The organism is Candidatus Neomarinimicrobiota bacterium, assembly GCA_041862535.1.
In the GTDB taxonomy this organism is placed as follows: Bacteria; Fidelibacterota; Marinisomatia; order SCGC-AAA003-L08; family TS1B11.
In genome coordinates this window covers 1-22,982 of sequence record JBGVTM010000048.1, presented here as the reverse complement: position 1 = coordinate 22,982, position 22,982 = coordinate 1, and the positions used below count along the sequence as shown (strand labels likewise).

Below are 22,982 nucleotides of genomic sequence, written 5' to 3'. Positions count from 1 at the left end.
ACCATGAAGAGAAAATTCATCGCCTGGACCCTCAACCACCCTCGGCAATCCATCGGCCTGGCAGTTGTTATGAGCCTGATCCTGGCCTCCGGCGTTTGGTTCCTCCATATCGAAGACGATATCATGAAGATGCTTCCCGAAGACATCCCGTCACGGATCGTCTGGAACGAGATCGAGGATCAGTTCGGCTCCACCGAACCGCTACTGGTGAGCGTCGGCCGGGAGGGCCAATCCATTTTCTCCGCCGAGGGGATGGCAACCGTATGGGACCTTACTCGCGCTCTGGAGGACCACCCTACCGTAGATGAGGTCCGCAGCCTGGCTACTATGAACCGGATCGACAGCGATGAGGGCCTACTGGAGGTGGGCGACCTCATACCTCACCGAGACCTCAACCCGGAGGAAATCGCCGACATCCGGGATTATCTTGCCCGCAATCCCGATATCGGCGGGATGTTGGTCTCAAAGGACGAGTGTTTCGCCATGTTAGCTGTAGTGCCCGCTATCGGCGCCTCCGATAAGGAACTAGTCCGGGCTGTCGCTGAAGTGACCAATGATGGCCTGCAAGGTGGGAATGGTCACACTGGCGGGCTCCCCTTTGTACGGGGCACCCTTGTCAAGCTGGTACTATGGGAAATTATCACTTTGATGTGCATCGCCTTGCCGGTCCTGGTTCTCATTCTGCTCATCAACCTGAGGAGCCTCCGGGGGCTGCGCATGGTGCTGCCGGTAATCGGTCTGTCCGTCGGTGCCATGGTGGGCTTCTTCGGTTGGATGTTCAAGATCACCGGGAGCGACCTGTTCAACTTCACCCTGGTCAACGGCAGCATGCCGGTGATCCTGCTCACCATCGCCACCGCCGACAGCGTTCACATCATGACCCGTTTCTTCCGGGAAGTGCGGCAGCGAAGGGACGTGAAGGCTTCGGTGGCGGCTACCATGGACGTGCTCATGCTCCCCGTCTTCCTCACCTCGGCAACCACTATAGCCGGCTTCATCTCCCTGGTTTCCGCTCCCCTGAGGGCTATGATCGGTTACGGAATTACGGTCTCTTTCGGTATTGCCTGGGCCTGGTATCTGTCGGTCACTTTTCTGCCCAGCCTCATGTCCGTCAGCAGGTGGGACCTTGAAGGCCGGGCACTGCGGTCAGCGGGGACCTTCGAGCGGATCATCCAACGCATCGGCCACTACGTGCTCCGCAAACCCTGGACCGTACTCATAACGGGGGGACTTATCGTTCTGGTCTCCGTCATCGGTATCTTCATGATCCATGTGGAAGTCAACATCATCAACTTCTTCAAGCCCACGGCACCCATTCGCCAGAGCATGGAATTTCTTGACAGCCACTTCTATGGCACCCTCAACTTCGCCTTCAAGGTGGAGGGCGACCTGAAAGAACCGGAGGTTCTGCAGGGTATGCAGCGGATTCAACGCCAGCTGGAGCAGGAACCGACGGTAGGCAACACCTTTTCCCTGGCGAATATTATTGCCAAGCTGCATCGTGTGGTCATGGACGACAGTGCGCAGTACGAAGTTATTCCCGACAGCCGGGAAAAGGTGGCCAACCTTCTAACGCTCTACAGCATGTCCGGCGATCCAGACGATTTCTCCTCCCTGGTAAACTATGATTATCAGATAGGCCTGATCACCGCCACGGTGAAGATGAGCGCCACCGAGGAACTCATTGCCATGGTGGATCGCATCCACGATTATGTTACTACTCACAACTCACCGGCTCTGAAGATCAGCCTGTCGGGCTTTCCGGTCTTCATGCGGGATTTCATGCAGGTATTAATCGTCAGTTCCCTGCGCTCCATAGGTTTGTCGATGATTCTGGTTATCATTCTGGCCGGGATTTTCTTCAAGTCCCTGCGGTGGGGATTACTGGCGGTAATTCCGCTGTCATCGGCCATCGCCCTGAACTTCGGCCTGATGGGGTGGCTGGGCATTGAGTTAAGCCACGTAACCGCTCTGTTTACCGCCATTATCATCGGTGTGGGAGTTGACTTCGCCGTGCACTTTATCGCTCAGTACCGGAACTTCCTGAAAAGCGGTGTCAGCCGGGATGAAGTGAGCCAGGTAACCATCAATGACGTGGGTTACCCCATCCTGCTTAATGTAGCCGCCGTCTCCGTGGGCTTTACGGCCCTACTGTTCTCCGAATTTGTCCCCCTGAACTACATGGGCGGCCTGGTGATCATCTCCATGGTTTCCTGCGCCGTGGGCACCCTCACCCTACTGGCGACTATCGTACACCTCATGCGTTTTAAAGTGACCGCGTAATGATTGGTATGTGAAAGGTTAGCTAAGTGATAACGAAAAAGAGGTTTATACAATGGACGCTTGAACACCCTGGCCAGTCTATTACCCTGGCATTGCTGCTGAGCGTGATAATCGGCTCCGGCGTGCGCTTTCTGCACATTGAAGACGACGTCATGAAAATGCTACCCCAGGATATCCCCTCCAGGGTGATCTGGAGAGAGATCGAAGACCAATTCGGATCGATCGAACCTATCCTGGTCGGTATCGGCCGAGAAGGTCAATCTATTTATACTCAGGAAGCCCTGGCGAAGATCTGGGACGTCAGCCGGGCATTAGAAGATTTGCTACTTGTCGATGAGGTACGCGGGCTGGCCAGTATGGACAAGATCGAAAGTGTGGACGGGTTTATGGAAGTGGACGAGCTGATGCCCGCCCGTGACCTGACCCCTGAGGAAATCGCCGCGGTAAAAGGCTACCTGGACCGCAACCCCGACCTTCGCCGCACCATGGTCTCCCGGGATGGAGACTACACCCGGATTATGATTTTACCTGTTTCCGGTGTATCGGATAAAGAGCTCGCTGCCGAGGTTGAGGCCGTTACCGATGCTCTCTTGCAGGGATACGAGGTCCAGATCGGCGGGCTGCCTTACGTGCGTGGCATTATCACCAAGCTGGTGCGCCAGGACGTGATCGGCCTCATGCGCATCGGCCTGATCCTCCTGGCCCTGGTGCTGCTCCTGAATCTGCGCAGCCTGACCGCCCTGCTCATGGTGCTGGTGGTCATTGTGCTCTCGGCCTTCACCATGGTCGGTTTTTTCGGTTGGATGTACCAACTCCTCAGTAGTGAGCACTTCAATTTCACCCTGTTGAACACCAACATGCCGGTGATCCTGCTGACCATAGCCACCGCCGACGGGGTGCACATTCTGACGCGCTTTTTCCGCGAAGTCCGCGAACGGCGCGAGGTTAAATCATCTATTGCCGCCACCATGGACGTGCTGATGCTGCCGGTTTTCCTGACCTCCATCACCACCATGGCCGGTTTCATCACGCTCACAACCGCCCCCCTCACCACGATAGTCGGATACGGTATTACCGTCTCTTTCGGCATTGCCTGGGCCTGGTACCTGTCGGTGACCTTTCTGCCCAGTGTGATGGTGCTCAAGAAATGGAACCTGACCGGGCGCGCCCTGACCACTCCCGGAATCTTCGAGAAAATCATCCACGCCACCGGGAAATACGTCCTGCGCCACCCCGTCATTATCCTCTCCGGAACGGTGGTCGTGCTGATCTTTTCCATCATTGGGATCACCCAGCTGCGAGTGGAGATGAATGTGGTCAAATTCTTCAAGCCGGGCTCGGTCATCCGGGAAAACATGGCATTTCTGGATGATAAGTTCTATGGCTCGTCCAACCTGGCCATCCAGGTCCGAGGAGACATGAAGGAGCCGGCAACTCTCCGCAGGCTGGAAGCCCTGCAGCAACAGCTGGAAGAAGAAGAGCCTATCGGCCTAACCTATTCCATTGCCAACATGATCGCCAAGCTTCACCGGGTGGTGATGGACGACAGCGTGGAATATGAGTACATTCCCGATACCCGGGCAAAGGTGGCCAATTTATTGACCCTTTATAGCATGTCCGGTGATCCCGACGACTTCAATGCCCTGGTGGACTACGACTACCGCAACGCCCTGATCAATTCCAGCCTGAAAACCGTTTCTACCAGAGAAATGTTGGGATTGGTAGGACGCCTGGAGGATCGGATCGAAAGCGGCGATCTGGCCGACATGGATGTCCGGGTTTCCGGTCTTCCAGTCTTCCTGCGCGATTTCACCTACCTGCTGATTAGCAGCTCGCTGCGTTCGCTGTTGTTATCGCTGGTGCTGGTTGTTATCATCTCCTGGATTTTTTTCAAGACCTTTCAGTGGGGGATCCTGGCCGTCATTCCGCTCAGCTCGGCCATTTTGCTTAACTTTGGAATCATGGGATGGTTCGGCATCGAGTTGAGCCATGTTACCGCCCTTCTTTCGGCCATTATCATTGGCGTCGGGGTTGACTTTGCGGTACACTTCATCGCCCAGTACAAGCATTTTCTCAGGCGTGGTATTCCGCGCGACCAGGTAGGCCAAACGGCTATCGATGACGTAGGCTATCCGATCCTGCTGAACGTAGCTGCGGTATCGGTTGGTTTTGCAGCCCTGCTTTTTTCCAATTTCGTCCCCATGATTTATGCCGGCGGTCTGATAATCATTTCGATGGTCTCATGCGCCCTAGGGACACTGACCATGCTGGCAACCATCATTCATCTAATGCGGGATAGAGTAACGGCTTAATATCATCCCCGGCCACCGAATCGTGAAAGGAGTACACTCATGACCAGACCGCGAATCACAGCGCTACTGCTGCTAGCCCTCCTGTTCACCAGCACCCTGGTAGCGCAAACGGGGTACGACATCGCCAAAATGATAGACGAGCGGAAGCAGCCCGAAGATATGGTTGCCGATATGACCATGATCCTCACCGCCCGTACCGGCAGCCAGCGGACACTCACTGTTCACTCGGTGAGGAAGGGTGAGGACAAACAGATCATCTGGTTCCTGGCCCCGGCAGACGACCGAGGGGTAGCCTTCCTGAAAATCGAGTATGAAGACCGGGAGGATGAGATGCGCATGTGGCTGCCCAGTTTCAAGAAGATGCGCCGCATTTCGTCCAGCAAGAAGGGTGAGAGCTTCATGGGCTCCGACCTGAGCTACGAAGACATGACCACCCGGAACCTGGACGAGTACACCTATGAGCTTAAGGGAGAGGAGAGTCTTGACGGTGACCAGGTCTGGGTTCTGGAAAGCATCCCTATTCCTGAGCTGCGTTCATCTTATAGCAGAATTATCTCCTGGGTGCGCCAGTCGGACGTTATGCCCTTAAAGGAGGAGTACTATGACCGGGCCGGCAACCTGCTTAAGGTGCGCATCCTGGAAGTAGAAGCAGTCAAGGAGTATAGCATCCCGGTGAGGATGTTCGTGCGAAACCTCCAGAAAGAGCACAGCACCGAGCTGCTTTTCGATAATGTGGAGCTGGACACCGGCGTGGGCGACGACCTGTTTCACGAGCGCAACCTGCAGAGGCTGCCATGAAGGGAAGTCAATGGTCGGCTGCCCTGATAACGGTATGGCTGGCGGCGGCCACCGTGGTCTCGGCCCAGATCGAGTTCCACGGGGAGGTTTACCCTCTGGCGCGGCTCACCTTCAAGGAGAAGTACCTCTCCCTACCCCACCGCTTTATCTCACTGGAGGGGCAGCGCCAGGGCCGGAACGTGAGCCTCTTCTTCAGCACCGCCCTGGAGTACCGCCTGGGCGCTGACACCGCCAGCCTGGACCTGCGGGAAGCCTACGCGGAGCTGTCCACCAACCTGGGCGACTTCCGGATCGGCAAGCAGATCACCGCCTGGGGTGCCGCCGACGGCAACAACCCCACCGACAACGTGAGCCCCTACGATTTCTTTTATCTCTTCCTGCCCGGCACCGACCGCAAACTGGGCAATCTGGCCGCTTCAGCCAACCTCTACCTGGGACATATCAACGTGGCGGCCATCGCTACGCCGGTGTTCCGGCCCAACCGACTTCCCCTCAACGAACCGGATTTTCCCATTTTAGGTGAGACCCCATTCCGATTTGATAAGAGCCTCGAACAGCTGCCCGCACGGGAGCTGGAAAATACCGAGTTCGGCCTGCGGATGTTGCTTCCGCTGAGCCTGATGGACATTTCCGTGAGCTACTTCATCGGCTTCGACCGGATGTTTTCCCCCTTCTTCAGCTATCATGAGTTGATGCAGCAGTACGTCTTCACCGGCCTCGGTTATCACCGCACCCAGGCTTTCGGCGGTGATATCGTCACCTTCCTGGGGGACTGGGCCCTCAGATCGGAGGGGGCCTATTTCCTGACGGAAGATGAAGACGGGGACGATCCCTTCATTCGCAATCCCTATATCCAGTACGTCCTCCAACTGGATCGGGCCGACGATAACTCCAATCTGGTCGTGCAGTATCTGGGAACGTATATCACCAAAATTGACGGGGACAGTGCTCAGGATATATCCACCCGGCAGATGATAAGTGAAGAGGAGAATGAGCAGGACAATATCCCCGCAACGATGGGCATGCCCTTTGCCGCCATCGCCCAGAACGCTGTCCTGGCGACCGCCTCCTGCGATTTCGCTGACGGCCGCTACAGCCTCCAGGGGCAGGTCCTGTATGAACTGGATCACAAAGGCTACATGGTGGGGGGGAAGCTTACGGCGACCCTGGAGGAGGCCTTTGACCTGGAACTGGGCTTAACCTATCTCAACGGCGCGGCGGAAAGCCGCCTGCACACCATCGGCGATGTCTTCAGTCACTGCTACATGGCAATGAAGTACAGCTTCTAGCCCTACACCCGGCCCATGCGGATGTAGACCACCGGGTGCAGGTGCAGGATATCGCTGCGGGCGATGCGCCGCTCGGGGAAGGCCGGGTTGGTGGAGCGTAGGAGGAGCTCTTCACCTTTATAATAGACCAGTTTGATCATGGCCTCGCCATCCTGGGTGACCACCACGGCCAGGTCGCCGTTCTGGCAGCTGGCCTCCAGTGAGGCAATAACTATAGACCCCGGCTTGACCACCGGCGTCATGGAATCACCGAATACCCGTACACCGTAGACCAGCTCGTCTTTCAGGTCATCGTGGCGTTCCAGGTAGTCATCAGCGGCCGTGGCGGTACCTTCCGTATTGGGAAAGAGGCCCTGCCCCGCCGCGGCCAGACCGATGATGGGTATCGGCGGCAGCCGGCGCCGGTTCTCATAAGGGAAGGCTTCTTCGGGAAGGCCCGGGTTCTGGGTACGAAACTTAGCCTCGGCCAGCTCGGAATAGGGGGCACTCAGAATCTCGCAGATCTGGATCAGGCGGCCCTTGCGGGGATAGGTGAGGTCCCGCTCGTAGGCGCTGACTTGCTGGTACTGGATGCCCAGCCGGGAGGCCAGTTCTTTCTGGGTCAGACCGGCCTTTTCACGATGGAAGGCCAACCGCTCGCCGAAGGTTATGTTACGCATTTCCTGCCACCTTGTGCTGTTAGGATAAATTTAGCCCGCCGGACAGGAAAATGCAGTAAAAAATCATGTTTATAAATGATATAATTATTTAGTGTGGCTGGCGATATCAGGCCAGGGCCTGATAATTTCCCTTCAGCTTCTGGAGTTGGTCACGGTAGGCGGATTGTTTCTCCCGTTCGTGGGTCACCACTTCTGCGGGAGCCCGCTGGAGAAAATTTGGATTGTCGAGCTTCTTTTGGACCGCCGCCAGGCGTCCTTCCATCTCCCGGATGCGCTTCAGCAGCCGCTCCCGCTCAACATCCAGGTCAATGAGGCCCTCCAGGGGGAGGAACAGTTCCAGCGCATCCACCACGGCGGTGGCGGCATGGGGCGGTTTAGCGATTTCCGCACCGGCAGTCATAGCGCCGACTTTAGCCAGGCGCTGCAGGTGGGCCAGCTCCCGGTGCAGAATGCGCGTGAGCTCGTCAGCACCCCGTACGATCAGGTCGGCCGTTTTGCCGGGATCGACCCCCATATCGGACCGCATACTGCGAACCGAAGTGATCACCTCCCGGAGCAGCTGGATCTCCGCCTCCGGTTCCCGGGCTACCCATCCAGCATCGTAGACCGGGAAAGGCGCGCAGATGAGGTCAGGTTCGTCTTTCTGCTTCAGCCGCTGCCACAGCTCTTCGCTGATGAAGGGGGCCAGGGGATGGATCAGGGCTAGAATCTGCTTCAGGACCTGGACGGCCACCACCTGCGCTACTGTGCGGTCCTGAAGATCGTCACTCTGCAGCCGGGTCTTGATGAACTCCAGGTACCAGTCGCAGTAGTCGGCCCAGACGAAATCGTAGATGATCCTGGCCACTTCGTTCATGCGATAGCGGTCATAGGCCTTGTCGACACTGGCGAGCGTGGTCTGGAGGCGCGAGAGAATCCACCGGTCGATCGTGCTCAGAGAATCCGGGGGCAGGCTATCGAGGGGCGGCGGCAGCTTGCCGTCGTCCAGATTCATGAGCACCAGGCGGGCGGCGTTCCAGATCTTGTTCATATAATTGCGCCCCAGGGCGATATCCTCCTCGGAAAAGAGAATATCCAGTCCCTGAGGGGCAACGAGCATCATGCCCATGCGGAGGGCGGCGGCGCCGTAGGTATCGATGAGATCGAGGGGGTCCGGGGAGTTCCCCAGGCTCTTGCTCATGCGGCGGCCCAGCTTGTCCCGGACAATGCCGTTAAAGTAGACCGTACGGAAAGGTATGCGTCCTTCGAACTTGAGCCCCGCCATAACCATACGGGCCACCCAGAAAAAGATGATATCCGGTCCCGTGACCAGGTCCTGGGTGGGGTAAAAGCGTTTCAGATCGGGGCTATCCGCTTCCGGCCAGCCCAGGGTGCCGATGGGCCACAGCCAGGAGCTGAACCAGGTATCCAGCACATCGGGGTCCTGTTCCAGTGCCACCTCATTCTGGCCATAATGCGTGCGCGCCTTCGCCAGAGCCTCTTCGGCCGTGCGGGCCACAAAGACATCGTCGTCGGAACCGTACCAGGCTGGGATGCGGTGGCCCCACCACAGCTGGCGGGAGATACACCAGTCCTGAACGTGGGCCAGCCAATGATCATACACCTTCACCCATCGCTCCGGGAAGAAAGTGATCTGGCCACTGGCCACTGCTTCCCGCGCCGGCTCAGCCAGGGCCTTCATTTCAAGGAACCACTGCCGGGATAGATAAGGTTCAACCATGGCATCGGTGCGCTCGGAGTAGCCCACATTATGGCTGTGGTTCTCCACCTTTTCCAGCAGGTTCTGGCGCTCCATTTCCGCGACTACGGCGTCGCGAGCCTCGAAGCGATCCATTCCCTGGAACTGCTTCGGAGCGTTCTCATTCAGGGTGGCATCGGGGTGGAAAATGTTCACTGTTTCCAGTCCGTGCCGTTGACCCATCTCATAGTCGTTAGGGTCGTGGGCCGGGGTCACCTTTACGGCCCCGGTACCGAATTCGGGATCCACGAAATCATCAGCGATGATCGGTATTACGCGATCAACCAGCGGCAAGGTGGCCGTCTGGCCTATCAGGTGGCGATAGCGGTCGTCGCTCGGATTGACTGCCACCGCCGTGTCACCCAACATGGTTTCGGGACGGGTGGTGGCCACGATGACATACTGGTCACTTTCTTTGAGGGGATAGCGGAAGTACCACAGATGGCCCCTGGTCTTCCGATGGAGGACCTCTTCGTCGGAGAGGGCCGTTTTGCCCACCGGGTCCCAGTTAATAAGACGCTCGCCGCGATAGATCAGGCCATCGTCGTAAAGCCGCACAAAGGCCTGGATAACGGCCCGGGAATAGCCCTCATCCATGGTAAACACGCTCCGATTCCAGTCGCAGGAACATCCCAGGCATTTGAGCTGCTCGATAATGGTGTCCCCATACCGGTGGGCCCAGTCCCAGGCCCGCTCGAGGAATTTTTCCCGGCCCAGGGCCTGTTTATCGGTTCCCTCCTCCTTGAGCATGCTGACGATTTTAGCCTCAGTGGCGATGCTGGCATGATCAGTTCCCGGCAGCCAGAGCGTGTGGCGGCCCTGCATTCGGGCCCGGCGCACCAGAATATCCTGAATGGTGTTGTTCAACACGTGCCCCATGGTGAGGATACCGGTGACATTCGGTGGGGGGATTAGTACCGTGTAAGTTTCCCGGTCGTCAGGCTCGCCCGGTTGGAAGGAGCCCTGTTGCTCCCAATGGCGGTACCATTTAGACTCCACCTCGGCGGGCTGGTAGACCTTGCCCAGTTGGGCCTGCGCCCTGCGCAACTATTTCTCCAGGATAAGGCTGAGAGCTGTGGTCAGTTTGAGCACATTCTTATTGGAGGTGACTAGTCGATGGCAAACTATGCGGGTCAAATTGCGCATCACCTTGTAACCAATCTCAGGATTGCTATCGAGAATATAGGAAAAATCCTCCGAGCTGAGCAGCCCCATCCGGCAATTGGTGAGGGCCTTGACGGTAGCGGTTCGCTTATCCTCGTTCGAGAAAAACGACACTTCACCGAAGACGGGACCGTCTTCACTGGACAGGCGGATAATAGACTTGGCCCGGCTGTCATATCCGCTGGACTTGGCCATGGGCAGGGTCAGGGCCTGGCTGATTTCCACCTCACCTGAGATCAAAAAGTAGATAGCACCACCTTCATCGCCCTCATTAAAGACGATCTCACCGGCGGGGTAGTGTTTTTCCTTCAAGCGGGTGCAGAATGGCCGGCGCTCCTTGGCAGAGAGATCCGCGAGGAGCTCAAAGTTGGCGATATCCTGGACGGTAATACTGCTCATGGGATAACAATGGCACCTTCCCCTTCCCGAATCAATCGGTCAGGCTCCGGATTGACAATTACCGAGATATGACTGCCTTCAAATAAATCCCGGCCAGTTTCCCTCAATTTTCGCTCAATAAACGCATCCAGCTGGGAGCTGTCGGCGGAGAGTAAGTCTGTGAGGCTGGCTTGCTCCTCTTCATGGTACAGGGCGACCGTGATCCAGCCGTGCTTCTGGCGGAAGTGCTGAAAGAGCTCTTCAAAGGGTCGGCCGACGAATTCTCCGGAAATCGGTTCCCGCCTGAAATGATGGGGAGAGGCGGAATCCAAAAGCTTGGTAACGGCTTGAGGTATGCCCGGGGTCAAGACGTGAGAAGCAACGATAAAGGAGCTAAAATCATCGGCGAGTACCACATCATCAGCATTGGCCCGTTTCACGTGGGTGATAGAGTTCCGATCCTGGACGTAGGCCACCACATAGGCACTGGGGCACATATTTTTGATGGTCAGTGTAGCTAGGATAGTTTTTTCATCACTGACGACGCCGGTGGCGTGCTCCGCGGGAAGAATAATAACGGCGCGGGCATGCTCCAGCTGAGCCTGTTTGAGGGTTCCTTCATAGGTAAACTCACCGCGGATATACTTGATCCGGGTGTACCCGAACTGGTTTTTGAGCGACTGCATCCGGTCCTCATGTTCCTCGTTAACCAGAATGATCTGGAATGCGCTATCTGCCCCGCCTACGCTTAACAGAGCGTTCAGCAGACTCTCGATCTTGTGATGCCAGCCGCAGATGATAATATGATCTTTCACTTTAATCGGTGTAAGCCCCTGATTAGCACGCAATCGTTTGGCCACGAGCCGGGAGGCGACCGTCCCGCTCAAGACAGCCATGAGAGATATGCCCGCAAATATGACGATCACTGCCAGCGTCCGACTGAAGGGACTGTGCGGGGTGTAGTCGCCGTACCCCACAGTGGTCATGGTGACGATCGCCCACCATACAGCTTCCGGGATCGATTTGATCTCCCGCCCGAGCGCTTTCCCCTCCGAGATGAATACACCGAGACCGCCAATAAAGGCGACCAGCAAGATCAACCCAAACACCCGGAGCAAGGGATGACGGGCGAAGAACTGTCCGATACCAATCATCGCTATCTATTAGTAAGAGAGAGAACAATCGCAACTTAATCTTATCATTATATATAATAGTAAAATGATCGTTGGAACAAGTCAACAGGTTTAATAGGACTTCCTGAATCATTACCTGTCATTAATATTGATCCCCAAACAGCACAGTATAGCGCAGGGCGGCGGTGCTGCCGATGGCGGTGATCATGGACTACCGCACCAGCAGGCAGATGTTCTCCACGTGAGGAGTATGCGGGAACATATCGACCGGCTGCAGGGCTGTTAGCCGGTAGCCGCCATCGCACAACCGGCGCACATCACGCACCTGGGTCGCCGGATTACAGGACAAATAGACCACCTTCCGGGGACCCAGCGCGAGGACTTCCTCCACAAGCCGGGGGTGCATCCCGGCCCGGGGCGGATCGGCGACGATGACATCCGGCGGCGGCAGCTGCCGCCGTAAGCGCTGGCCCTGGGTAGTGAAGTAGCGGGCGGAGAGATCCGCATGAAAGAAGCGGGCGTTATAGATCTCATTGATCATCGCGTTACGGGCTGCGTCTTCCACGGCTGAGGCGACCACCTCAAAACCGGCTGCCTCCTTTGCATGACGGGCCAGCGTAATAGCGATCGTACCGGTGCCACTATACAGGTCGTAGACCACTTCCTCGCCGGTGAGGGCGCAGGCCTGCTGGATCAGCCCATACAGGACTTCGGCCTGCCGGGTATTGGTCTGGAAAAAGGAGTTGGCGGAGATATCGAACGACAGTCCCCGGAGATCTTCCGTGATGGTGGGCTTGCCGTGCAGGACAATCTCCCACTCACCGTAGGCTACGGCGGCCTTGCGGGTGTTGACATTGTTTACCACACTCACCACTTGCGGAAAGTCAGCCACCACATCATCTGCCAGCGGTTTAAGACGCTGGGGCTCTTCCCTGGAAGTGACCAGGTTGACCATCACTTGCAGAGAATCCGGTGCAGTGCCAGCAGTGCGGATGACCAAATTGCGCAGGAAGCCGGTGTGGGTCTTGATGTCATACGGCTCCAGACCGAGCTCCTCCACCTTGCTCTTGACCCGCTGAAGCACGGCGCTAGCCACTGGTTGCTGAAGCCAGCATTCGTGGATATCCAGGACCTTGTCGAACCGACCGGGGACATGGAGACCCAGAGCCCAGGAGGAGGCGCTACCGGCATCCTCGAGGTCGATAATCCAGGGTTGAGGGGAGAAGGTGAACTCCATCTTATTGCGGTAGTGGTAGGTCTCCCGGCAGCCGATGATGGGTTGTACCGCTATATCAGTAAAGCCCCCCAGGCGGGCAAAGAGGTCCCCAACCTGAGCCTGTTTCTGCTCCAGCTGCTTTTCATAGGCATAATTCTGTGTCGCACAACCGCCGCAGACGCCAAAGTGGGGGCACTGCGGCTCCACGGCATGCGGCGAGGGCTGCAGAACATCCTCCAGCCGGGCTTCGGCGAATCCCTTGCGCCGCTTGAGGATGCGCGCCCTTACCCGCTGACCCGGCAGCGCACGCTCGACAAAGACAACGAAGCCGTCATGGCGGGCCACCCCCTTGCCGCCATAAGCCAGACTGTCGATGGTGAGCTCCAATATCTCACCTTTCTGCAGCGGTGTGACATCAGGCCGGTTGGTCGTAGTGGCTGGTACTTCCTTCACGGAGTGTGAATTTACGACTGGTGAATGAGGATCTCAGCTTTCGCCCTGGGGGATAAGCTCTATGCGTAATTAGACGAGAGTTTTAAGAACTCCTCTTCCGTCAGCACCGTTACGCCCAGGCTGCGGGCTTTTTCCAGTTTGGAGCCGGCACCTGGTCCGGCTACCACGTAGCTGGTCTTTGTGCTCACCGATGAGGCGGCCCGACCGCCCAGGCGCTCCACCAGGGCCTCGGCCTCCGGGCGGGTCATGCGCTCCAGGGCACCGGTGAAAACGAAGGTCTGGCCGACGAAGACCTGGGCCGCTTCCGGAGCGGCTGCAGGCTGACCCAGTCTCATCCCCGCATCCAGCAGAGCCCGGATGATAGCCACGTTGGACTCATCCTGAATGAAACGCACAATGCCCTCGGCGACAATAGGGCCTACCTCATAGATGGCTTCCAGTTCCCCCGGTGTTGTATGCAGGAAGCGATCCATGTCCCCATTGAAGGCCCGCTCCAGCACTGTGGCCAGGTGTTCCCCCACGTTGCGGATGCCCAGGGCGTAGATCAGCCGGGCGAAGGTGGTGTTCTTGGAAGCCTCAATGGCGGCCAGGAGCTTGGTAGCCACCTTGTCGCCCAGAGCCACCATTCGATCTTCGGCACCAGTTTTCGTATGAACCGTGCGCTCAATCTCCAGATTGACCAGATCATCATAGGTCAGCCGGTAAATATCCACCACCGATTTTACCTTTCCGGTGACGATGAGCTTTTCAACGATCTTCTCGCCAAGGCCGTCGACGTCCATGGCCGGTTTGGAGACGAAGTGCAGGAAGCGGCCGTGCACCTGCGCGGGGCAGGCCAGGTTCACGCAGCGGGTTACCACCTCATCGGGTGGGCGGTAGAGCAGGTGGCCACACACGGGGCAGTTGGCAGGAAGGCGATATGGCCTGCTTCCTGGCGGCCGTTTCTCCGTGATCACCTTCACCACCTCAGGGATGACATCTCCGGCCCGCTGGACCAGGACGGTATCCCCGATTCTCACACCCTTGCGCTCGATATCATCCTGGTTATGGAGGGTGGCCCGACTGACGGTAACGCCGCCGACATTAACGGGATGTAAATGGGCCACCGGCGTGACGGCCCCGGTGCGGCCCACGCTGGCCTCGATGTCCTCGACCATGGTGGTGGCCTGCTGGGCCGCGAACTTACCGGCAATGGCCCAGCGGGGAGAGCGGCTGCGCTCACCCAGCTCCGTTTGAAGCGAGAAGTCGTTCACCTTGACCACCAGGCCATCGATGTCGTAGGAAAGGTCCTGTCGGCGAGTTTCCAGCTCGCGGTAGAACTCCAGTACCTCCTCAATCCCGGCGCACAGGCGGTACTCCGGGTTCACCGGCAGGCCCCACCCGGGCAGAGCTTCCAGGAACTGCTGTTGGGTGGAGAAGGTGATTCCCTCCAAGCTGCCCAGGCCATAGGAATAGATGCGCAGGGGTCGCGCGGCGGTGATGCGTGGGTCCAGCTGGCGGAGGCTGCCGGCGGCCGAGTTGCGCGGATTCGCAAACAGGGGCTCACCCGCTGCCGCCCGCTGGCGGTTGAGGGCCTCAAAGCCTTCCTGGGTCATGAAAACCTCGCCGCGTACTTCCAGCAGCCGGGGGATGGCCGTGCCAGGGTGCAGAGTGAGGGGAATGGCCCGGATGGTGCGCAGATTGGCGGTGATATCCTCGCCGGTGACGCCGTCGCCACGAGTAGAGCCCTGGATAAGCCGCCCTGCCTCATAGACCAGTTCCACCGCCACACCGTCCAGCTTCGGCTCGCAGACGTAATCGATCGGTCCCGTGAGGCGCAGCTCCCGGCGCACGCGGTCGTTGAAGGCCTGCAGCTCCGCCGCATCCATGGCATTCTCGAGGCTGAGCATCGGCACGCGGTGACCGACAGTGGCCAGCTCCGACTGGGGCTCGGCTCCCACCCGCTGGGTGGGTGAATCGGGGGTGATCAGCTCGGGGTGGACCGCCTCCAGCGCCTCCAGTTCCCGCATGAGGGCATCGTATTCGGCATCGGAGATCGTAGGGCTGTCGTAGACGTAGTAGCGGACGTTATGCTCCTCGATCTGGCGGCGCAGGTCTTCAATCCGGCGGCGGTGGGAGTCAGTCATACAGTTCTTTCTGGAAAAATTCCTTCGTCGGTGGGACGAGGTCGATCACGAAGGGTTCAATGCGCCCGCCTTCGCCGGTAGGGTAGGCCCACAGGCGGTAGTCTTTCAGGATCACCAGGAAATAGTAGGTCAACTTGCTTCCCCGCAACTCCTCTTCGGCAAGGACGTGCCGGTAGCGATTATATTCTCCTGCAAGCGGAATCTCTTTGTAAGCCTTGGAGGAATCCCCCCGGACAAACAGGCTCACCGACTCGATCTCACCGGGATCGAAGTTCACAAAGAAGTCGATCCGGAAGGGTCGATCATTGAGGATGCCCACCGGCGGATTGTGAAAGAGCGGGCCGAGATGAGTGGAATCCAACCGCTCTACGGCGAGCGTGTCCGGTTGTTCCGGCGCGACTATACTATCCGGCTGCTGCTGACCAAACAGAAAAACTGTCATGAGTATGACCAAAGACATCAACTTCACCATTGTTCAAGATTACATTGCATTTGCTAACACCATTACTCTTGTCGCTATCAACCTGGATAATCCTCAATTTCAAGGGGTAAGTAGAATGTTAAAAGGCGGTGAAAATGCCTTCTCAGTAGTATTGTTTTCTGGTGAGTAACCATAATAGATGTAAAGGCGATATAAACCATCTTGTCTAAACATATCCTCGTCAGCATATGTATAACGGGAAGTTGAAGTGTGCGGGCGAAGGTGGATATAATGTTTGTATGATATCTCACACCATGTGCCTATTGAACCGCAACGCTGCCAATCAGCTTTTAGGAATTGTTCAAAAAATACATCAATGTTTGAGCCCTTTTCACACCCAAAAAGATAAACATCATCATCTCCCGTATTGGTCATACTGATAATAATATAGCTATCTACGACATATTGTTCTGCATTTAAATTTATCTCAACTAGGCTGTTGTGATCATCAGGTTGTTCACATTCACATACAAAAAGTAGAAAACAGCATATCATAATGTTCATAACAATACTATCGGATTTGTGTCTAGTCCCCTTTTTATGTAACGGTATCAATGTTTTACGCTTCTTTAACTTGACTTATTATCAATGAAACCTCTCAAAATCTTATCCACCAGGCGCGGGACGGAGAAGCGCTCGTCCGGGTCAAAGGCAAAGGTAGTGTGCCGGTACTCGTGGTCGGAGGGTCCCAGCCGGTAGCGGGGCATGTAGGTGTCCTGGTTTTTGACAATATCTTTGAGGGCCGCCACCAGCGCATCCACATCTTCAGCAGTAGTGTAGAGTCCGAAGCTGGCCCGTACCATCCCCGGCTTGGGTTTATACGACGCGGCCAGCTCCTCATCGCTCATGGCCACATACTCGGCGGCCTGGTCGGGGATCATCTCGATGACGTAGGGATGGGCGCAGAAGCACTCGTTGCGCACGGCGATGTTGTGATAGTCGTTGAGGATGGCCGTCACCATGGAATGGTGGACGCCCTCAACGTTAAAGGAAATGGACGCCGCCCTGGGACAGGTTTTGGTATCGGTGGAGCCGTAGACCAAGACGCCAGGGATGGACTTGAGGCCCTCCAGGGAATAGTCAATGAGCCGGCTCTCCTCCTCCAGCAGGAAGTCCATACCAATGCGGTCCAGCACCTCAATGGTGGTGGCCAGGCCGATGGCCCCGACAATATTGGGTGTGCCGGCTTCTTCCCGGTCGGGAAAATTGGGGGATACGGTATAGCGCTCGACGAACACCCGGTCCACCATACCGCCGCCCACCTCTTCCGGCTCGATCCGGGCCAGGTGCTCCTTGCGAGCCACCACCACCCCCGGCGAACCGGGCACGTAGGTCTTGTGGCCGGAAAACACCAAGGCATCGAGGTTCTCCAGTGGATCGTCGTGGCTGGAGACCTGCACCGGGATATGGGCCACCATCTGGGCACCGTCCACCAGCACCAGGGCGCCGTGCTCGTGGGCCAGGCGGGCGATCTTATGGATGGGATTGATGATGCCGGTCACGTTACTGACCCCGGTAATGGCTACATAGTTCACCCGTTCTCGTTCGGTCTTCAGCATCTTTTCCAGGGCACTGGTATCCACGCAGCCCATGCCGTCCGGACGTGCGGCAACCGGCAGGTGGATCACCCGCCCCAGGTGCTTGCGGTGGGGCAGGTCATTGGAGTGGTGCTCCATGATGGAGATCAGCACGGTATCGCGATCCGGCCGAATATCCCGGAAGACCCGGGCCAAACGGTTGATCCCGGCCGTGGCGCCGCTGCCGGTGAAGAAGCAGGTATACTGCTGCGGGTCCGCCTTGACGAACCGGAGGATGCGCTCGTGGGCCCAGGCATAGGCGCGGGTAGCCATCCGGGCGCTGTTGTGCAGCAGGCTGTGGGTGTTGGCGTAGTGCCCCAAAAAGGCGGCCATGGCGCGGTGGGCCGCGCCCATCATCAGGGTGGTAGCGTTGGAGTCCAGATAGACGCGGCGGGTGGTCTCGCCGGTGGCGATGGGATAGGCAGTATCCAGGCCGATGAAGTCCCGGGCGATGCGGCGCAGAAGGGCTTGGCCGCGCAGACCCGTCTGGCCGCCGGACAGGTCGGACAGCTCAGTAGTCACTTCAGGCTGGCTCATGGCCTAAAGGTACGAAATCGGGGGTGAAGGGGGAAGAGGGAGATAGCCTGAATTCAGGATAACAGAATAAGGATCTGAAGAATAAGGCAACCAGAGCGCCGAAGACCAGACTACTGCAGCAGGCTCTGGATATCCATCAGGTGGATAGCCATTCTCCGGCTGCCTTCGGACATGTCGCGGCTGGAGGAGAAGCAGATGGTATGGGCATCAGGGGAGAAGGAGGGGAAGCCGTCGAAGGCGTCGTTGTAGGTCAGGCGCGTCTGCCGGCTGGTCTCCATGTTCATGAGGTAGACCTCGAAGTTGTGGGGCGGCAGCAGCTTCACGAACACGAAGTGGACACTATCAGGCGAGGGGTGTGGGGCCCAGTTGACGCCTTCCTCGTAGGTGATCTGCCGCAGATCAGTGCCGTCGTGGTTGATGGTGTAGATGGTCATGGGCATGCCCCGCTGGCCCTGATCGGCGATGTCCCAGGCCCGGAAGATGATGTGCCTGCTGTCGGGCAGGTAGAAGGCCCCGCCTTCCTGGAGGTCAGGCGTGTTGGTGATCTGGAATTCGTCGGAGCCATCGGGGCGCATGCGCCACAGGTCCATCCTGCCAGCGATCATCCGCCCGAACAGCACCCACTGGCCGTCGGGGGAGAGTGAGACCTCGGCCTCGTAGAGCTGATTGCGTGTAAGGCGGCGCAGGTCTGAGCCGTTAAGACGACAGGAGTACAGCTCGGCGCCGGTGGGGTAGTTAGCCGGGTCAGAGTAATCACCCTCGGGGAGGCGGAGGTTATCGCGGGTCGAAGTGAAGATCAGGCGCTGGCCATCGGGGAAGTAATAGGAGCAGGCATCAGCGCCCAGGCTGTTGATGCGCCGGATATCGGTGCCGTCCAGGTTCACGGTGTAGACGTGATATTCCTCTTCTTGCTCGATGAGCCGGGCGTTGAGGATCAGTCGCCGGCCATCAGGGGAGAAATAAGCCTCAGCCGCCGAATAAAAGCCGGGCACAATCCGTGTAGGCAGCTCCACACCTTCAATCCTGATGGCCGGGGTCTCTTGCTGCCCGCCGCAGCCAACCCATACCAGTAACCATGTCGGGAGACCAAGTACACCCAGCCCGGTCATTATTATCAATCGCCTTAATTTTGATACGACACTCATCCACATTCCCTTGTGCCTATAATAGCTAAAGTTAATAAAGGAACCTCTCTTATACGTCGGTGAAATGGGCTACAGCCAGCAGGAATAAGGTTTATTTGCCCACCCATGGAGGTCTGTCCATCGCTTAACCCCAACTGCGTTGAGATATCATCCGCTTCCACCTAACTTATGTCCGGTTTTAAGGCGGTTTGAGAGCAGATTTGATGACTCGACCTATTACTGATACCACAGAAGAACTTGACCGGAAGATCGGTGCCATCCTTGACGAGGCCGACCGCATGTTCATCGCCACGTCAGTGGACGGCAACAGTTCCGGGGCATCGGTCTTTTTCGCCCGGGATGGTCACGACCTGGTGTTTTTCACCTTCAACCCGACGCGCAAGGCCGAGCAAATCCGGGCCAATCCGCGGGTGCAGCTGGTGATCTGGCCGCAGGGGCAGGAAGGCATCCGCAGCCTGCAGATCGACGGCCTGTGCACCAAGATTAAGAATCCGGAGGAGCAACGCAAAGCCAAGGAACTGCTCCTCCAGACCACCACCGCCTTCCAGGAGTACATGGAGGATGAATTCCTTTTAAAAAACAAAGTGGTGGGGTATTACCGGGTGCAGCCCACGGTTATCAAGTATGTTGATTTCCACGCCGATGAGAAGTTCGAATGGCGGGAATATCCCGAGAACCAGGCCGGCCCCTTTGAAGCCATGATACTATCCTTTCTGCGGCGATTCAGGCTGTGGGTGCGGGCGGTGCGGGCGCCCTTCTTCACCGCCACCCTGGTGCCGGTGGTGCTGGGGGGAGTGATTGCCTTTCGTTATGTGTCCTCTGTTGGGGCGCCAGAAGCCTGGCATTGGCCTACTTTCTGGCTGGTGCTGGTAGGTGCGCTACTGGCCCAGGCCGGCACCAACATGGCAAACGACTACTTCGATCACACCACCCGCAACGACGAAGTCAACAACGTCTTCAGCCCCTTCAATGGGGGCAGTCGCACGATCCAATCCGGGCTGATCGCCCCCTGGAAAATGCTCCTGGCGGCCATGCTCAGCTTTCTGGGGACTATCATCATCGGCTTGAAACTGAATACAGCTCTCACCGGTTCGCCCTTCGGTATCGGACCCTTGCTGGTGATCGGAATCATCGGCGTCGCGCTGGGTCTCTTTTATACCATGCGCCCCATTCAGCTGGGCTACCGCGGAGTAGGCGAAATAGCCATTGCGCTCGGGTTCGGCCCGGTTATGGTCTTAGGCACCCACTTCGTTATGACCGCACCCCACCTCCAGGCCACGGGGAGTACGTGGGTTTGGCAATCACCCCTGCTGGCTTCCCTGCCCGTGGGCATCCTGATCATGCTGGTGGTATGGATCAACCAGTTCCAGGACGTTCCCGCCGACAGGCTGGTCGGCAAATATACCTGGGTGGTGCGCCTGGCGGATACCGGCGGGACCCTGACCCGCTACGAGCGGCCCCTGCGCTACTATGCCGCCTTTAACATGCTCGGCTTCGCCATTATCCTGGCCATCGGTGTTATCGGCTTCGTGCAGCCGTCCATCGCGACCCCCTTTGCCCTGATAGCGCTGCTGCCGGCCGTGCTGATGCTTAATGCCATCAAGTGGGGCCGAATGTGGATCGCCAGGTGGAACCAACCCGATGCCGACCGGCAAAGGCTGCCGTATGAGCTGCTTAAAGTGAATGTCTCTACCATCGGGGTACATTTCCTGACGGGGTTGCTGTTGGTGCTCGGGTACTGGCTGGACACACTAGTCTAGCCGTTATTCAGGCCGGGCATACAGCGGCGGATTGGCAGCTTTCCAAACCTTTTTCAGTAAAATCGTTTATGACCCGCATTATGCATCGCGGTGAGGAGAAGCGGCGCTTCATCCGACGAATGTTCGGCGAAATCGCCCACCACTACGACTTTCTGAATCGGCTGCTCAGCCTGAGGATGGACGTTCGCTGGCGGCGGCGTCTCGCAGGGTCCATCAAGGTACAGCCGGGCGACCGGATATTGGATCTGGCGTGTGGCACGGGTGATGTGGCCAGGCATATCGGGCAGCGTCAGCCGGAATGCCTGGTTGTGGGCGCTGATCCGGTACCAGGCATGCTGTCCAAGGCCCGAAATAAATTCCCGCCCCTCATCCCGGTCTGCTGTGAGAGCGAAAACCTGCCTTTCCCGGACAATATTTTCCAGGCGGTCACCGTAGCCTTCGGCGTGCGCAACTTCAGTTACCTGAAGGAGGGGCTGCAGGAGATCTATCGGGTCATGACAGCCGGCGGCCGGCTCGGGATCCTGGAATTCGCCCTCCCTGAGAAGGGGCCCTTACGGGGATTCTATCGCTGGTACCTCACGACACTGCTGCCCGGCCTGGGGGCCCTGTTCAGCCGGGGCTATGCCTACCGGTACCTGCCGGACTCGATCTATAACTTTCCCGCCCCCGGAGAATTCATGGAGCTCCTGGCGACGGCGGGTTTTAGCCGGATAATCACGGAACAGTTCCTGGGTGGGGTGGTGTGGACTTACTGCGGGTGGAAACGATGAGGCCAGGTGGTAGTCGGAGCAGGGGGATTGATCACTGGCCCGCTTCCGGCGGCTTTTCCGGCAGGATAATCCAGGCGACCAGGTAGGTCACCACCGCCGGTACGATCTGAGTCACCAGCCCGACGAACACCAGTGCGAGGCGAATCAAGTTGGCATCAAAATGATAAATTTCACCCAGCCCGCCGCAGATGCCGGCGATTTTCTGATCCGTCCGTGAGCGGTAAAGCTTCTGCATCGATTCTCCTTCGACAGCCTAAGACTTCTGTGCAGCTAGTTTGGCTCTGCCACCCGGGGGCGGCTGACTATAGGAGTTTAACGCTTGGCTGGCACTAATTCCACCGGTACCAGCACGAATTTCGGAATCATCACAGCCGCCGGCTACGCAGCCGCCAGCGGCCGGGAGCGATTTCGGCGTATCAAATTGATCCATGTAGACAATTGCGAATAACCGCTTCACTGCGTAAGTTGGCAGCGATGCGAAGCAAAGCTGATCTGACGGCCCTCCGGCATCGCATGGTTGCAGAACAGATTCGTGGCCGGGGAATCAAGGACCCGCGCATTCTCAATGCCATGGAGACCATTCCCCGGCACCTTTTCGTCCCCTACACCAAACCCAAAGACACCTACCGCGACGGGCCGCTGCCCATCGGACAGGGCCAGACCATCTCCCAACCCTACATCACCGCCTATATGACCGAGCTCCTCCAGACGCAGCCGACCGACCGGGTGCTGGAGATCGGTACCGGCTCCGGCTACCAGGCGGCCCTGCTGAGCTTCCTGTGCGCCGAAGTCTACTCCATCGAGATCATCGCCGCCCACTATGTCCGGTCACACAAGATCCTGGAACGATTGCAGTACAAGAACGTCCATTTGAGAATGGGCGACGGCTGTGAAGGCTGGCCCGAGGCAGCTCCCTTCAACGGCATCGTGGTGACCGCCGCCGCCAAAGGCAACGTACCCACCCCCCTGCTCAAACAGCTAGCTGATGGCGGTCGCCTGGTCATACCCATCGGGAGGTCGCTGTTCGACCAGCAGCTGGTGGTCTACACCCGCCAGAAAGACGAGGTCATCAAGCGAGAGGACCTGGCCGTGCGATTTGTGCCGCTGGTGGAAGGGAAACCGGAGGCGCCCGAGATCGAACTTTGAGCGCCCTCCGGCCCGGA

At 57.8% G+C, this 22,982-nt stretch carries 19 protein-coding genes; 9 read left to right on the top strand and 10 right to left on the bottom strand.

The window, feature by feature from the left end:
* The first annotated feature begins 3 nt into the window (after positions 1–3).
* Genes ACETWG_02005 through ACETWG_01990 form a run of 4 tightly spaced genes read left to right on the top strand, consistent with a single transcriptional unit; the run spans position 4 to position 6,682 of the window.
* On the top strand, positions 4–2,283 hold the full coding sequence (locus ACETWG_02005; protein MFB0515361.1) for an RND family transporter: 2,280 nt from the start codon (positions 4–6) through the stop codon (positions 2,281–2,283).
* 26 nt (positions 2,284–2,309) lie between these two features.
* Positions 2,310–4,595, top strand: coding sequence for an RND family transporter (locus ACETWG_02000; GenBank protein ID MFB0515360.1), 2,286 nt, complete (start codon positions 2,310–2,312; stop codon positions 4,593–4,595).
* Between the two features lie 39 nt (positions 4,596–4,634).
* Entirely contained in the window at positions 4,635–5,393 is a 759-nt protein-coding gene (locus ACETWG_01995) for an outer membrane lipoprotein-sorting protein (protein ID MFB0515359.1), read from the top strand.
* Positions 5,390–6,682, top strand: coding sequence for a hypothetical protein (locus ACETWG_01990; protein ID MFB0515358.1), 1,293 nt, complete (start codon positions 5,390–5,392; stop codon positions 6,680–6,682). Before ACETWG_01995 ends, ACETWG_01990 begins: the two co-directional genes overlap by 4 nt.
* A gap of 2 nt (positions 6,683–6,684) precedes the next feature.
* On the opposite strand, the gene ACETWG_01985 is transcribed toward ACETWG_01990, so the two are convergent.
* The 7 genes from ACETWG_01985 to ACETWG_01955 form a co-directional block, all read right to left on the bottom strand.
* Positions 6,685–7,341, bottom strand: a complete 657-nt coding sequence (locus tag ACETWG_01985; GenBank protein ID MFB0515357.1) for a helix-turn-helix domain-containing protein — start codon at positions 7,339–7,341, stop codon at positions 6,685–6,687.
* A gap of 106 nt (positions 7,342–7,447) precedes the next feature.
* Positions 7,448–10,126: a valine--tRNA ligase gene (locus ACETWG_01980; GenBank protein MFB0515356.1), complete on the bottom strand. Its 2,679-nt coding sequence runs from the start codon at positions 10,124–10,126 to the stop codon at positions 7,448–7,450.
* A complete protein-coding gene (locus ACETWG_01975) occupies positions 10,127–10,642 on the bottom strand; it encodes a cyclic nucleotide-binding domain-containing protein (protein MFB0515355.1) in 516 nt (171 codons plus the stop codon).
* Positions 10,639–11,775, bottom strand: coding sequence for a TrkA family potassium uptake protein (locus ACETWG_01970; GenBank protein MFB0515354.1), 1,137 nt, complete (start codon positions 11,773–11,775; stop codon positions 10,639–10,641). Before ACETWG_01970 ends, ACETWG_01975 begins: the two co-directional genes overlap by 4 nt.
* Positions 11,776–11,965: 190 nt before the next feature.
* Complete coding sequence (gene rlmD, locus ACETWG_01965; protein ID MFB0515353.1) at positions 11,966–13,423, bottom strand: 23S rRNA (uracil(1939)-C(5))-methyltransferase RlmD; 1,458 nt, start codon at positions 13,421–13,423, stop codon at positions 11,966–11,968.
* A gap of 59 nt (positions 13,424–13,482) precedes the next feature.
* Positions 13,483–15,549, bottom strand: coding sequence for an NAD-dependent DNA ligase LigA (ligA, locus tag ACETWG_01960; GenBank protein ID MFB0515352.1), 2,067 nt, complete (start codon positions 15,547–15,549; stop codon positions 13,483–13,485).
* Complete coding sequence (locus ACETWG_01955) at positions 15,542–16,009, bottom strand: hypothetical protein (protein MFB0515351.1); 468 nt, start codon at positions 16,007–16,009, stop codon at positions 15,542–15,544. The genes ligA and ACETWG_01955 overlap by 8 nt, the downstream gene beginning before the upstream one ends.
* Between ACETWG_01955 and ACETWG_01950 the strand changes: the two genes are divergently transcribed.
* Positions 15,996–16,160 carry a hypothetical protein gene (locus tag ACETWG_01950; protein ID MFB0515350.1) on the top strand — a complete coding sequence of 55 codons (165 nt, stop codon included), beginning with the start codon at positions 15,996–15,998 and terminating at the stop codon, positions 16,158–16,160. The genes ACETWG_01955 and ACETWG_01950 overlap by 14 nt on opposite strands.
* A gap of 439 nt (positions 16,161–16,599) precedes the next feature.
* Here the strand turns inward: ACETWG_01950 and ACETWG_01945 are convergent, their stop codons facing one another.
* The gene (locus ACETWG_01945; GenBank protein ID MFB0515349.1) at positions 16,600–18,144 is read right to left on the bottom strand and encodes an aminotransferase class V-fold PLP-dependent enzyme; all 1,545 of its coding nucleotides are present in this window, start codon (positions 18,142–18,144) and stop codon (positions 16,600–16,602) included.
* Between the two features lie 110 nt (positions 18,145–18,254).
* The gene (locus ACETWG_01940) at positions 18,255–19,289 is read right to left on the bottom strand and encodes a TolB family protein (protein ID MFB0515348.1); all 1,035 of its coding nucleotides are present in this window, start codon (positions 19,287–19,289) and stop codon (positions 18,255–18,257) included.
* Positions 19,290–19,492: 203 nt separating this feature from the next.
* Here ACETWG_01940 and ACETWG_01935 point away from each other — a divergent pair, with 203 nt between their 5' ends.
* Entirely contained in the window at positions 19,493–21,049 is a 1,557-nt protein-coding gene (locus ACETWG_01935) for a UbiA family prenyltransferase (protein MFB0515347.1), read from the top strand.
* A 68-nt stretch (positions 21,050–21,117) separates the two neighbouring features.
* Entirely contained in the window at positions 21,118–21,819 is a 702-nt protein-coding gene (locus ACETWG_01930; GenBank protein MFB0515346.1) for a ubiquinone/menaquinone biosynthesis methyltransferase, read from the top strand.
* Between the two features lie 31 nt (positions 21,820–21,850).
* On the opposite strand, the gene ACETWG_01925 is transcribed toward ACETWG_01930, so the two are convergent.
* A complete protein-coding gene (locus ACETWG_01925; protein MFB0515345.1) occupies positions 21,851–22,054 on the bottom strand; it encodes a PspC domain-containing protein in 204 nt (67 codons plus the stop codon).
* An 84-nt stretch (positions 22,055–22,138) separates the two neighbouring features.
* Between ACETWG_01925 and ACETWG_01920 the strand changes: the two genes are divergently transcribed.
* Positions 22,139–22,267, top strand: a complete 129-nt coding sequence (locus ACETWG_01920; protein MFB0515344.1) for a hypothetical protein — start codon at positions 22,139–22,141, stop codon at positions 22,265–22,267.
* Between the two features lie 26 nt (positions 22,268–22,293).
* Positions 22,294–22,965: a protein-L-isoaspartate(D-aspartate) O-methyltransferase gene (locus ACETWG_01915; protein ID MFB0515343.1), complete on the top strand. Its 672-nt coding sequence runs from the start codon at positions 22,294–22,296 to the stop codon at positions 22,963–22,965.
* Positions 22,966–22,982: the final 17 nt, after the last annotated feature.